Raw genomic sequence first — 12663 nt, forward strand, 5'->3', positions numbered from 1 at the left:
TTAATGCTGCATGAGTTGATCTTTATGCTTAGCCAAAGCACCACGAAGCCGTAAAATAGCTTTAGAGTGGAGCTGGGAAATTCTCGAAGGTGAAAGAGACATAACTTCTGCGATCTCGCTTAAGGACAATTCCTCGTAATAAAATAACGAAACAACTGTACGTTCCTTCTCAGTGAGCTTTTCGATCCCTTTAACAAGCGATTCCTTTAAATAAAACTCGTGCACCTTATGGTCTGGATTTTTTGCTTTTTCATCAACCAGCAAAGACATCCGTGTTTCCGATTCCTCTTCGCGGATCGGATCCTCTAAGGAGCATACGGTTGTAACTGCAATATCCTGAAGCATACTTAAAAACTCTTTCTCAGATACCTGCAAATACTCGCTAATTTCTGCGTCTGTAACGGAACGTAAATACTGCTGCTCCAAATGCTGATAGGCTTCTTCAACCTTCTTCGCTTTCTCGCGAACGGAGCGCGGTACCCAATCCCCTTGCCTCAAGCCATCGATAATCGCACCGCGAATTCGCCAGGATGCATAGGTTTCAAATTGCAATCCTCTACAATAATCAAACTTTTCAATCGCATCAATGAGCCCCATTACGCCGTTGCTCGCAAGATCATCCTTAATGACATTTTTCGGAAGTCCAATCGCCATCCGGTTCGTTACATATTCAACAAGCGGCAGATACTGTTCAATCAGCTTTTTCTTTGCTTCCAAATCGCCTTGTTCTCTCCAGGCTTGCCACATCTGGAAGTTTGTCAAATGAGGCGTTTTCTGCTCAATCATCGACTCACTCTCCTGTCAGGTGACGAATGGCTTTAACCAATTCCTCAGGTTGTTTATTTTTTGTAGATAACAATTGAGGAGGATCTAACGGACGAAAATCACCCGGTTCCTTTGATTCGTTATGAACGGGTTGTGCCAAAGATCCATCCTGCAGCTGAGATTTCAACAATTGGTTTAAATCATCTGATTCATCAGGCGTTTGCATGTCAAGCTGTGTTCCTTTTCCTTCATCCTGCTCGGTTGCTTCTTCTGCAAGAGAGGGCGGTTGAAGAATGTAAGTCAAAACTGCGCGAGCTGCATAAGCAAGAACAAAAAAAGCGATGAAAGCATACATACCTCTTAGCAGCATAACCGTAACTGGATTGTTACCGATTGAGAAAGCTACTGTAAGTACGGTGCCAATGATTCCAAATACGACATTCCATCGCCATGTTCCCAGCATATTAAATCTCCTTTGTACCAAACTGCACACTTCTTATAGATAACATTCCGCTAACGCTGTCAAATTCTATCGTTCGACCAAAGCTCCCGCCTGTATCTTGGCCAAGAATAGGTATCTTGAAACGATCCAGCATGAGTATGCATGATTCTACATTGCGAGGACCGATTCGCAGCGAATCCGAATGACCAGACATCGCGAACATTTGGGCGCCGCCTGCCATTTTTGCTCTCATTCTCTCCACAACAGCGCCCGCCGCAATCATTCGTTCAAGAAGCTCAGGAATGGCCGTATCTGCATATTTCGCAAAATTAATATTGGTCTCGCGGGCAATATCCGAGGATGGTAGCATCACATGCGCCATACCTGCAACCTTTCGTATCGGATCAAATAAGGCTAGTCCAACACATGATCCTAAGCCGGTCGTTTTCAGAATTTCTCCATCAGTTGCAATATTTAAATCTGCCATTCCAACCTTAACCAAATTTTGTTGTATCATTCGCCAACGACTCCCAATGCCCTGAAAATTTTACCGAACGAATCCGGATCAGGTATAAGGAAGAAATGTCCTTCCAGCGATTGATGGTCCTCCAAAAATTTGGTTTCAATTAATAAAGCCGAGTCACCCATTTCACCGTACTGCATTAAGCCATAGCTCAAAATCGGGCCTGCCATATCGACCGCAATAGCAGGTACAGATGGTGCCATCGTAAGATTAGTAAAGTCCGCTAATGATGATAAATAGGAGCCTGCCAAAATATTACCGATCTCGCATAATGCCGATAGCTCCATTTCGGAATATCCATTTTGCTCCTCGACATTTATGGCAAGCAATTGATGTAAAATTCTTTTTGCTGGCTCTTCTTCTATTATAAAAAACATATTACCCGGGGCTTCACCCTCTACACGAAGGAAAACCGCGATTACAATTTGCTCAGATCCGCCCACTCGCTCTGCTACCTCTTCGAAAGGCAGCAGGCTCACTCTGGGAACAGCCATATCAACAGGTTTGTTTAACAAGCGAGATAATGCCGTTGCCGCATTACCTGCTCCGATGTTGCCGACTTCTTTCAAAACATCTAATTCAAATGCTTCAAAGCGGCTGTATAGGTTCACTTTCTATACCTCAAGCTGTTCAAGCTGAATGATTTCGTTTTTGTTCAAAACTTCAGTAAGATTAAGCATGATGAGAAGTCGACCTTCACCAAGCTTGGCTATGCCTCTTAAGTATTTGGCTTTGATTCCACCGACAATTTCTGGCGGCAGATCAATCGTGTCGGTATCGATATCAATAACATCGTTCGCGGAATCTACGATGAAGCCAACCTCCATATCAGCTACAGCAACTACGATAATTCTCGAATTGTCAGTAGCAACCGTTTCCGATAGATTGAAGCGGCCGCGAAGGTCAATGACTGGAACGACTACTCCCCGCAGATTAATTACACCTTTAATGAAAGCTGGTGTTTTGGGAACTCGTGTAATTGGAGATAATCTTTCAATCGTGCGAACCTTATCTACTTCGATACCATATTCCTCGTTGCCTAGTGCGAACACGATAACCTTTAATTCTTCTCCCATCGTTAAAAACCTCCCTATTTGATTAATGCATTCGGATCAATGATTAGTGCGACATGTCCATCGCCAAGAATAGTTGCGCCTGATACAGTAGGAATATTTGTTAAATATTTGCCTAGTGACTTCAAGACAATTTCACTTTGTCCGATAAACTCATCAACTGTAACAGCTGCCCACTTCTCGCCTTTGCGAACCACAACGATTTCAGTCTCTTGCTCGTCATTTTCGTTGAAATCCGGCGATTCCAATACCTTGCTTAAGGAAATAAGAGGAATAATTTGATTCCGGAATTCTATCATTTTATTACCGTGGACCACTAGCACTTGCTCTCTACGAATAATACCGGTTTCGACAATCGATGATAATGGTATGGCATATTTCTCTGATCCAAGCTTAATCAGCATTGCTGCGATGATAGATAAGGTTAACGGGAGTTGGACAGAAAATTTCGTTCCTTTTCCAAACGTAGAATCTATGGTTACATTACCGCCCAGTGCAGTTATTTTGGATTTCACGACATCAAGACCAACGCCGCGACCGGAAATATCAGATATCTTATCGGCGGTACTAAATCCTGCTGCAAAGATCAGCATATTAATTTCATCTGGTGACAGCTGCTTTGCTTGCTCTTCTGTTATAACACCATTTTTGATGGCTGTTTTCAATACACGCTCATGATGAATGCCTCGGCCATCCTCTTCGACTTCAATAAACACGTGATTTCCGCTGTGGTAGGCTCTTAAATGAATCGTACCTGTCTCCGGCTTACCGGCAGCAATTCGCTCATCAATCGTTTCGATACCGTGATCAACAGAGTTACGCAACAAATGAACAAGCGGATCGCCTATCTCGTCAATGACCGTTCGATCCAGCTCAGTGTCAGCACCAGTAACAACGAGCTCAATTTTCTTATCTAATGACTTAGCCAAATCTCTGATCATTCGTGGAAAACGATTGAATACAGAGTCAACCGGAACCATTCGAAGCTTCAAAACAATGCTTTGAAGATCCGAGCTGACTCGAGTCATATGCTCAACCGTCTCCGTTAAATCATTGCGTTTGATCTCGCTGGAAAGCTGCTCTAATCTTACACGGTCAATAAGCAGCTCACTAAATAAATTCATAAGCATGTCCAATCTTTCGATATCAACGCGGATGGTTCGCGATACGCCGCCGGCTGCTGCAGGCGCCGTTCCGGCTTGCGCTTTGCTTGGAGCGGCTTCGCGCGCAGTCTCTGCCTTAGCCTCCGCAGCTACAGCTTCATTTGATGCAGATACCGCTTCTGCTGCAGCCGCTGCTGGCGCTTGATTCAGCATTGCTAATGACTCGCTGTCCAGCTGCGTTACGTTGACGGTCTCAATTTCTGAAATATTAGAAATTTGCGCCTGCAATTCATCTTGGCTCAAGCTGGAAATCGTAAATACAGAAAATGAGAAATCAAATTTTTCTTGTTCAATATCTTGAACGGATGGATTGGACTTGATAACCTCGCCATTACGCTCCAACACTTCAAATACCATGTATGCACGAACCGCTTTTAGCAAGCAATTATCGCGAATGGTAACCTGAACATGATGCACCTTATGGCCGCTTTCGATGGATTGCTGTAAAATTGAAGCTTGATATTCATCCAGCAGCATCGCCCCTGATGCGCTTGATGGTGTGGCCACTGTGGGTGCTTCAGCCACAGCTAAAGTCACATTCCCCGGATTGTAATCACTCTTCAGTATAACTTGAAGTGACGCCACAATCGTCGTTACGTCAGCCTTTCCTGTACCACCGCCCACAATATCTTGAACCATTGCTTCAAGGGCATCCAGCCCTTTAAACAAGGTATCAAATATAAAGCTGTCCATTTTGAGCTTATTGTTCCGAACGAGATCAAGTACATTTTCCATCTCGTGTGTTAAGGCCGCCAAATCTTCGAAGCCCATAGTCGCAGACATTCCTTTCAGCGTATGCGCTGAACGAAATATGGATTGAACAATACTTAGCTCCTCCGGCTCGCCTTCAAGCCGCAGTAGATTTTCATTCAAAGACTGCAAATGATCATTTGATTCATCGATAAACATCGAAAGGTAGGCATTCATATCCATTTTCTAGCACCTCCTGTAGTGTAGTTTAGTGATTCTAGCCTATTTATTTCAACACTGCCTGCACTAATTGTGAAGCAATGTGTTGCAACGGTAATATTTTATTCACACAGCCCGCTTCGATCGCTGCACGCGGCATTCCGTAAACGACACAGGTTTCCTCTGCTTCAGCAATCGCAGATTCTATTCCGTCATCCGCCAACTGCTTCATCCCTTTTGTTCCATCACTGCCCATACCCGTCATAATGACAACATGCCGCCTCAGATCTCTATAAGCTAGCAATGATTCAAATAGTACATCCACGGAAGGACGATGACCATTTCGCTGAGGCTGCTCCGTTAGTAATATGGCGTAGCCTGAAGCATCTTTTGCAAGCTCCATATGATAACCGCCGGGCGCAATATACACAACGCCAGCAGACACCCTTTGTCCCTGCTCGGCTTCAACAACATGGAGCGCACTAAAGCTGTCTAGACGCTGCGCAAGGGATTTCGTGAATTTAGGCGGCATATGCTGAACGACAAGCACCGGCGCTGGAAGATCGCCTGGCAGTGTGGTGATGACCTCATGCAATGCCCTTGGTCCCCCGGTAGAGGTCCCTAGCGCAATGATATGGCGGAACGTGGTGCTCGCACCGGAAACGATGTGCTTTCTTGAAGAAGCAGAGTTTTTCATTCCTGCAGGTTCACTATGTGAATCCCGAACGGCTGGTCTTCGTGGTGTAATAACAGCTTTTGGTTTGCTTGGTGCTGCTTGCTCCGCCTTAATTTCTTTTTGATTCTTATGTAAAGAGGATGCCGCACGCGGCTCAGGCTTTTTGCTCTGAGCAGATGGTTTCAGCTGTTTCTGATCCTCAACCGGACTTGAGACCTTTGCTTGCGGCGGCTCCTCTGGTTTTAACGTTTGCTTGATCTTATGTTCGACAATTGCAGGCTTCGTCTCTACTGTATCCGTAGCAGTTGTACTTTCTGCCTCCATCTTAATAATTGGCTGATGCTGCTTGGTTTGTACCGCAAATCGAAGCTTCTCCAGCAATACCTCTCCAACCTGATGAATATCATTCGAGATGGCGCTAGATGGTTTCCTAATAAAGTCGAATGCCCCAAAATGCAGAGCTTTAATCGTCTCTCTCGTATTATCCTCGCTTATACCCGACAGCATAATGACTGGCGTTGGACGGTTACTCATAATGAGTTGTAACGCTTCTATTCCATTCATTATTGGCATTTCTAAATCCAGCGTAATCGCATCCGGCTTCCATACACGGACTGCTTCAACAGCCTCCTGTCCGTTTACGGCCGTAGCTACAATCGTAAATTGTGGATCCTGAATAATTAGATCGCTTATGATTTTTCGCATGAAGGCGGAATCATCAACAACAAGGATACGATAAGGAGCCATTTTATTCCCTCCTCATTTCCAAAGGATTATCTTGAAAGTCTGAACATTTTATGCAAAAACCCTTTGACTCCGCCGCTAACAGGGTTACTCTGCGGGATTTCGAGAAATTTCTTTGCGATTCTCTCGATCGCAACGGATGCTTCGCTTCCGGGAAAGGCAACTGTAAAGGGCACCTGACGCTTCACAGCCTTTGTTACATTAGGATCATCCGGAACAATTCCCAACGATGGTAATGTTGAATGCAGAAATCGCTCTGCCACTAAACTGATTTTATCGGCAGTCTGCTTTCCTTCACGATAATCAACTGCCCGATTGACGATAAGCTTGAAATTGACATCCACATCCATAGCCTTCACCATTTTAATAAGGGCATAGGCATCGGTAATGGAAGTAGGCTCTGGAGTTGTAACCACAATTGTCTCTTGAGCCGCTGTAATGAATTTTACAGTTTCTTTCGACAAACCTGCCCCGGTATCAAACAAAATAACGTCATATTTTCCGTGAAGCTTGCTTATTTCCTCCGCAAAAAAATCCAACTGCTCCGTTGACAAGTCAAGCAAATCTTTAAAGCCTGATCCGCCTGCTATAAAATTAAGACCTTCAGGACCTTCCTGCACAATGTCCCAAATCGTTTTTTCCGTCTTCAGCAAATGGTAAAGATTATAGGAAGACGATATGCCCATCAGCACATCAATATTGGCCATACCGATATCTGCATCAAACACAAGCACTTTTTTTCCTAACCGCTGTAGAGTTAATGCAAAGTTAAGACTGAAATTCGATTTCCCCACTCCGCCTTTTCCGCTTGTCACCGTCACAATACGAGTCGTGCGTCCCTCTTCTCGAAGCTCCTGTTGCTTGACTAAATTACGTAATGCTTCTGCTTGGTCGTTCATCGGCTAGCGCTCCCTAATAACTGTTGAATATAGGACTCGACTTGGAATTTCTCAATATCGTCTGGTACGGTCTGACCGCTTGCCATATAGGTTGGAAATAATTCGTAATTTACAATTAAGTTAAAGATTGCACCGTAGACGGCAGTCTCATCAAGCTTTGTAAATAGCACCTTCTTAATACCATATTTGACAAAACGATCGGCAACCGCTGCCATATCCTTTGATTTCCCAGTCATGCTCAATACGAGAATGGTCTCGCTGGGCTCAGTTGATTGCAGAAGGCTATTAACCTCCGAAACATGAAGCTCACTCCGAAAATTCCGCCCAGCCGTATCCATATAGATGAATTCGCGATCTTCAAGCTGCTTTAAGGCTTTGGGCAGGTCCATCGTAGAAAACACGACTTCCAAAGGAACATTCAATATATTCGCATAGGTTCTTAGCTGATCAACAGCTGCAATTCGGTAAGTATCAGAAGTAATAAAGCCTACTTTACGTCCCTGCTTAATAGTATGCTCCGCTGCAAGCTTCGCGATTGTTGTTGTCTTGCCAACTCCTGTAGGGCCGACAAAATGTACAACTCTTGCTTCTGGATGAATACCGCTCCCTCCATAAGGCTGAAGCCATGCCTTAAGCTGCTCCGCTGCAAGCTCCCATACCTGCTCCTTTGTAAATTCCGTATGCTCTTCGTCTTGTTTAGCCAGAATAATTTGAATCAGCTGTTCGATCCATTGCATATCCATTTCCTGATCGACTAGATGTTCTTTAAGCTCCAGCAATTGATCTGACAGAAAGGTATGATCACTCTGTTGTTTTGATAGCTTAACCACATACTGTCGTAAGTCGCGAATCTCATCAATAATAAATTGCTCACGCTCTTCTCGTTCCTTTTGCTTCTCAGAGGTTTGAGCAGCAGACGTTTCGAGCATAACGTTCGTCGGACGTTCAGCGGCCCTTAAAATTTGCTCCAGCATAGCCTCAGCTTGGGGAGCAGGTTTGGGCTGTTGAATATTCTGATTTACTTGATTTACTTGATTCGCATGATTCGTTTCAATAGCTGCAATCACTTCCATCTTCTTCTTTCGAAACATGCCCATGAAGCCGCCAACCTTAATTTCCTTTGTATTCAGTATGATAGCGTCTTTTCCCAACTCGCTCCTGATCATGGTCACAGCTTCTGGCAGTGCATTAACAACGTATCGCTTTACTCTCATAGATTCACCACCCCAACGCTTTGAACTTCAATGTTAGGCTCCAGCTCGCTATAGGAAAGGACTGGAAGGTCCTGCATCGTTCTTTCCACGATTTGTCTTAAGTACATTCTAATCGTCGGTGAAGCCAGAACAACCGGCTGCTGACCAGCTTGAATTTGGCGATTGACATGCTCATTAAGCTTTTGATAGATTTGCTGCGTAGAGATCGGATCGAGCGCTATGTAACTGCCTTGATCTGTTTGCTGCACAGACTCAGCAATCTTCTTCTCCAATTGAGGCCCGACGGTAATGACTTTAAGTGTATCCCCGCCTGCCGAAAATTGCTGCGTAATTTGCCTGGATAACGCCTGGCGAACATATTCCGTCAAAATATCCGGGTCTTTCGTATAGTTTCCATGGTCAGCCAGAGATTCAAAAATGGTTACAAGATCACGGATCGAAATTTTCTCGCGCAGCAGCTTGGAAAGCACCTTCTGCACATCACCAATCGTCAATATGGATGGGATAAGCTCATCAATTAGAGCAGGATAGGTTTCCTTCACATTTTCTACCAGGAGCTTTGCTTCTTGACGTCCTATCAACTCGTGAGCATGACGCTTAATAGTCTCAGTTAAGTGAGTAGCGACAACCGATGGCGGGTCGACAACGGTATAGCCAGACAACTCTGCTCGTTCTTTCATCGGCTCATCAATCCAAATGGCCGGCAAGCCGAAAGCTGGCTCCGTCGTTTCAATCCCGACCACCGAATCATCCTCAAAGCCGGGGCTCATCGCCAGGTAATGATTGAGCAGCAAATCGCCCCGCGCTACCATATTTCCTTTTATTTTGATGACATATTCATTTGGCTTTAATTGAATATTGTCTCGGATTCGAATAACCGGTACAACTAATCCAAGCTCAAGCGCGCATTGTCTGCGGATCATAATGATCCTGTCAAGCAGATCTCCTCCTTGCTGCGTATCCGCCAACGGAATCAAGCCGTATCCGAACTCAAATTCAATCGGATCAACTTGCAGCAAGCTAATTACACTTTCAGGACTTCGCACTTCTTCAATCTGCTGTTCCTCGACAAGCATATCCTCTTGCTCCTGCTGTTTGCTGATCTGTTTCTGCATGTACCAGGCGCCGACAGCAAGCAGAATGGCAAATGGCCAAGTTCTCATGATGCCGATCGGCGTAAGTCCGAGTAATCCAATTGTACCGGAAGCTATGTATAAGAGCTTCGGATATTTGAATAGCTGAGCAGTCACGTCCTCAGCCAGATTGCCGTCAGACGCGGCTCTCGTCACAATAAGTCCTGCTGCAGTTGAAATAAGCAAAGCAGGTATTTGGCTGACCAATCCGTCCCCGATGGTCAGAATCGAGAAGGTAGAAAGCGACTCTCCAAAGCTTAAACTGTGAATGGTCATACCAATAATAAAGCCGCCTACTAAATTGATGACGAGAATAATAATCGAAGCGATCGCATCGCCCTTTACGAACTTACTCGCACCATCCATCGCTCCATAAAAGTCGGCTTCACGTTCAATTTTCGAGCGACGTTCCTTCGCTTGCTGTTCATTAATGAGACCTGCATTCAAATCAGCATCGATACTCATCTGTTTACCCGGCATTGCATCGAGTGTGAACCTTGCGGCAACCTCTGCTACCCGCTCGGAACCTTTCGTAATGACGATAAATTGAACGACGACTAGAATGAGGAAAACGATAAAGCCAATGGCTATTTGTCCTCCGCCCACCCAGCTGCCGAATGCGGCAACAACCTCTCCGGCTTCAGCATGCGACAAAATGTTTCTTGTTGTCGATACGTTTAGCGCAAGACGAAAAAGAGTAGTGATTAATAGAATCGCTGGGAATATAGAAAAGTCTAGCGCTTCCCTCGTATTCATTGCGATAAGTAATATCATCAGCGCCATAGAAATGTTTAGTATTATGAGTATGTCCAGCAATAGAACCGGGATCGGGATTATCATCATGAGAACTATGCCGATTACTCCGAATAGAATGACGAAATCTTTTACTTTCATGACGCCGCCTCCTCCCAGTAAATTATGATGATTTCGCACGGCCCTTCATCTTATATACATACGCCAAAACTTCCGCCACAGCCTGGAACAGATCTGGAGGAATGACATCCCCAATTTCGGCCCGTTCGTAAAGTGCTCTGGCTAATGGCTTATTTTCCATCGTAACAACGCCATTTTCCTTTGCTATCTCTTTAATTCGCAGAGCAACATGATCCATGCCTTTTGCAACGATCTTCGGCGCTTCCATCAGAGAAGCATCATATTTTAATGCAATGGCAAAATGCGTTGGGTTTGTAATGATTACATCTGCTTTGGGTACCTCCTGCATCATTCGCTGAAGCGCCATTCTGCGCTGGCGTTCGCGGATTCGTCCTTTGATTATAGGGTCACCCTCTGATTTCTTATGCTCATCCTTAATATCCTGCTTCGACATTCTTAAGCTCTTGCTATGCTCGTAACGCTGATATAAGTAATCCGCAAACGCCAATACAGCCAATACAGCACCGATCTCGATGCCTAACCTGATGGTTATGCCCGCTGTATAACTGAATATTTGTTGAATTGATAATGAAGCGAGCAAAAGGATACGATCCCATTCTTTCAATATAGCCATATAAACAAGAATGCTGACAATAGAAAGCTTCAATAAGCTTTTCAAAAATTCAACTAGTGTTCTCGCTGAGAAAATACGCTTGAAGCCCTCGATCGGATTTAACTTTGACAGCTTCATTTTGAGCGGATCACCTGTCAGTAGAAAACCGAACTGCATAAGGTTTCCTAAAACACCGACAAGGATCGCGATTGCAAATATGGGAAGAAGCATGAGAAGCAGCTGTGCAGTAAGGTCATTAAAAAGCGTTATCATATTGCCGGTTGTTACATCCATGAGCAGCCAGTTCTCAAACAAATTATCGAACATCATCATGATGCGTTCTTTATAAAAGCTGCCTAACATCATAAAGCTCATAAATACAAAGGTTAATATAAGTGCACCGGGCAAGTCCGGAGATTTAGCAATCTGCCCCTTCTTTCTTGCGTCGTCTTTCTTCTTCGGTGTAGCCTGTTCAGTCTTCTCCTGACTGAATAATTGAAGATCAAGCTCTAGGCGGTAATTACGCACGATTCCATCCTCCTATTGCCCTGCTGGCGGCGGTCCTTGCACAATTCCGAATAGCTGCTCCAACGCTTCGAACATGATAGAAAACAATCTTTCAAAGATGCCTGACAGACTTGGCATAAGCAGCATAAGTAAGATTAGACCTATTATGAGCTTCAATGGTATACCGATAACAAAAACGTTGAATTGCGGTGCTGACTTTGTTAAGAAGCCTAACCCGACATCTGTCAAAAACATGGCTACAACTAATGGGGCAGCAACTTGAATACCAAGTAAAAATACATTCCCGACCAATCTGGTTAAAAAATCAGTAACACCGCCGCTCATCAGCCTGCTGAATAGTTCATTTGACAGAGGCATCCATTTATAGCTATCCATCAAGCCCGCTAACAGAAAATGATGGCCATTCATCATCAGAAAGATGACGATCATGAGCATATACTTGAAGTTACCAAGCATTGGCGCAGATGCGCCTGTATGCGGATCCACAATATTAGCCATTGCAAAGCCCACTTGCAAATCCATAAAGGCGCCAGCCGTTTGAACAACTGTAAAAAATAAATAGACTACGTAACCCATCAACACACCGACTAAAATTTCTCGAAGGACTGCCAGTACGTATTGCGCATCCGGAACGATCGTCTGCTCCATCCCATACGTTAGAAAAACAATAAAAGAAATAAAAAAACCAAGTCCGATTTTAAACGTATTGGGTACTACACGAGACGAGAAAACAGGAGCTACGACGAAAAATGCAGTTATTCGACAAAAGATTAGCAAAAAAATAGGAAAACCTTGTACGATCGCATTCATTCATTCACAACCTAACCGATGTAATTATGGAGATTATTCAGCAGATTGTAAGTGAAGTCGATGACCGTATTTAGAATCCATGGACCAAAAACGATAATGGACACGAAGACAGCTACAATTTTGGGAACGAAAGCAAGCGTCTGCTCCTGTATCTGTGTTGTTGCTTGAAAAATACTGACGATTAACCCAACAACCAGGGCAAGAACGAGCATTGGCGCACTGGCTTTCAAAACCACAAAGACGGCCTCACCAGCCAGTCCGATTATGAAATCAGTACTCATTAAACGTATCTCCTTGC

The 12663-nt window shown here is 44.3% G+C and carries 13 protein-coding genes; all 13 read right to left on the bottom strand.

Features of this window, described 5'->3' with window-relative positions:
- The 13 genes from ACO9K6_RS01550 to fliQ are packed head-to-tail and all read right to left on the bottom strand — an operon-like array spanning position 1 to position 12646.
- A complete protein-coding gene (locus ACO9K6_RS01550) occupies positions 1–786 on the bottom strand; it encodes a FliA/WhiG family RNA polymerase sigma factor (RefSeq protein WP_424765768.1) in 786 nt (261 codons plus the stop codon).
- Between the two features lie 4 nt (positions 787–790).
- Positions 791–1228: a hypothetical protein gene (locus tag ACO9K6_RS01555; protein WP_424765769.1), complete on the bottom strand. Its 438-nt coding sequence runs from the start codon at positions 1226–1228 to the stop codon at positions 791–793.
- Position 1229: 1 nt separating this feature from the next.
- The gene (locus tag ACO9K6_RS01560) at positions 1230–1724 is read right to left on the bottom strand and encodes a chemotaxis protein CheD (RefSeq protein ID WP_424765770.1); all 495 of its coding nucleotides are present in this window, start codon (positions 1722–1724) and stop codon (positions 1230–1232) included.
- Positions 1721–2341 carry a chemotaxis protein CheC gene (locus ACO9K6_RS01565; RefSeq protein WP_424765771.1) on the bottom strand — a complete coding sequence of 207 codons (621 nt, stop codon included), beginning with the start codon at positions 2339–2341 and terminating at the stop codon, positions 1721–1723. Before ACO9K6_RS01565 ends, ACO9K6_RS01560 begins: the two co-directional genes overlap by 4 nt.
- A 3-nt stretch (positions 2342–2344) precedes the next feature.
- On the bottom strand, positions 2345–2806 hold the full coding sequence (locus ACO9K6_RS01570) for a chemotaxis protein CheW (RefSeq protein ID WP_424765772.1): 462 nt from the start codon (positions 2804–2806) through the stop codon (positions 2345–2347).
- 14 nt (positions 2807–2820) lie between these two features.
- Entirely contained in the window at positions 2821–4899 is a 2079-nt protein-coding gene (locus ACO9K6_RS01575; protein WP_424765773.1) for a chemotaxis protein CheW, read from the bottom strand.
- Between the two features lie 43 nt (positions 4900–4942).
- A complete protein-coding gene (locus ACO9K6_RS01580; protein ID WP_424765774.1) occupies positions 4943–6298 on the bottom strand; it encodes a protein-glutamate methylesterase/protein-glutamine glutaminase in 1356 nt (451 codons plus the stop codon).
- 26 nt (positions 6299–6324) lie between these two features.
- Positions 6325–7194 carry a MinD/ParA family protein gene (locus ACO9K6_RS01585; protein ID WP_424765775.1) on the bottom strand — a complete coding sequence of 290 codons (870 nt, stop codon included), beginning with the start codon at positions 7192–7194 and terminating at the stop codon, positions 6325–6327.
- Positions 7191–8408, bottom strand: a complete 1218-nt coding sequence (gene flhF / locus ACO9K6_RS01590; protein WP_424765776.1) for a flagellar biosynthesis protein FlhF — start codon at positions 8406–8408, stop codon at positions 7191–7193. Before flhF ends, ACO9K6_RS01585 begins: the two co-directional genes overlap by 4 nt.
- On the bottom strand, positions 8405–10435 hold the full coding sequence (gene flhA, locus ACO9K6_RS01595) for a flagellar biosynthesis protein FlhA (protein ID WP_424765777.1): 2031 nt from the start codon (positions 10433–10435) through the stop codon (positions 8405–8407). Before flhA ends, flhF begins: the two co-directional genes overlap by 4 nt.
- A gap of 22 nt (positions 10436–10457) precedes the next feature.
- Positions 10458–11555: a flagellar biosynthesis protein FlhB gene (gene flhB, locus ACO9K6_RS01600; RefSeq protein ID WP_424765778.1), complete on the bottom strand. Its 1098-nt coding sequence runs from the start codon at positions 11553–11555 to the stop codon at positions 10458–10460.
- A 12-nt stretch (positions 11556–11567) separates the two neighbouring features.
- On the bottom strand, positions 11568–12365 hold the full coding sequence (gene fliR / locus ACO9K6_RS01605) for a flagellar biosynthetic protein FliR (protein WP_424765779.1): 798 nt from the start codon (positions 12363–12365) through the stop codon (positions 11568–11570).
- Between the two features lie 11 nt (positions 12366–12376).
- Positions 12377–12646 (bottom strand): flagellar biosynthesis protein FliQ, encoded by a 270-nt coding sequence (gene fliQ / locus ACO9K6_RS01610; protein ID WP_424765780.1) that lies wholly within the window; start codon positions 12644–12646, stop codon positions 12377–12379.
- Between the last annotated feature and the right edge of the window lie 17 nt (positions 12647–12663).

Origin of the sequence: Paenibacillus praedii, assembly GCF_049725345.1 — a bacterium.
Classification (GTDB): domain Bacteria; phylum Bacillota; class Bacilli; order Paenibacillales; family Paenibacillaceae; genus Pristimantibacillus.

Excerpts from the sequence above, each read along its gene's own strand:
- ACO9K6_RS01550 (WP_424765768.1), bottom strand. The coding sequence starts at position 786 with ATGATTGAGCAGAAAACGCCTCATTTGACAAACTTCCAGATGTGGCAA.
- ACO9K6_RS01555 (WP_424765769.1), bottom strand. The coding sequence starts at position 1,228 with ATGCTGGGAACATGGCGATGGAATGTCGTATTTGGAATCATTGGCACC.
- ACO9K6_RS01560 (WP_424765770.1), bottom strand. The coding sequence starts at position 1,724 with ATGATACAACAAAATTTGGTTAAGGTTGGAATGGCAGATTTAAATATT.
- ACO9K6_RS01570 (WP_424765772.1), bottom strand. The coding sequence starts at position 2,806 with ATGGGAGAAGAATTAAAGGTTATCGTGTTCGCACTAGGCAACGAGGAA.
- ACO9K6_RS01575 (WP_424765773.1), bottom strand. The coding sequence starts at position 4,899 with ATGGATATGAATGCCTACCTTTCGATGTTTATCGATGAATCAAATGAT.
- ACO9K6_RS01580 (WP_424765774.1), bottom strand. The coding sequence starts at position 6,298 with ATGGCTCCTTATCGTATCCTTGTTGTTGATGATTCCGCCTTCATGCGA.
- ACO9K6_RS01585 (WP_424765775.1), bottom strand. The coding sequence starts at position 7,194 with ATGAACGACCAAGCAGAAGCATTACGTAATTTAGTCAAGCAACAGGAG.
- flhF (WP_424765776.1), bottom strand. The coding sequence starts at position 8,408 with ATGAGAGTAAAGCGATACGTTGTTAATGCACTGCCAGAAGCTGTGACC.
- flhA (WP_424765777.1), bottom strand. The coding sequence starts at position 10,435 with ATGAAAGTAAAAGATTTCGTCATTCTATTCGGAGTAATCGGCATAGTT.
- fliR (WP_424765779.1), bottom strand. The coding sequence starts at position 12,365 with ATGAATGCGATCGTACAAGGTTTTCCTATTTTTTTGCTAATCTTTTGT.
- fliQ (WP_424765780.1), bottom strand. The coding sequence starts at position 12,646 with ATGAGTACTGATTTCATAATCGGACTGGCTGGTGAGGCCGTCTTTGTG.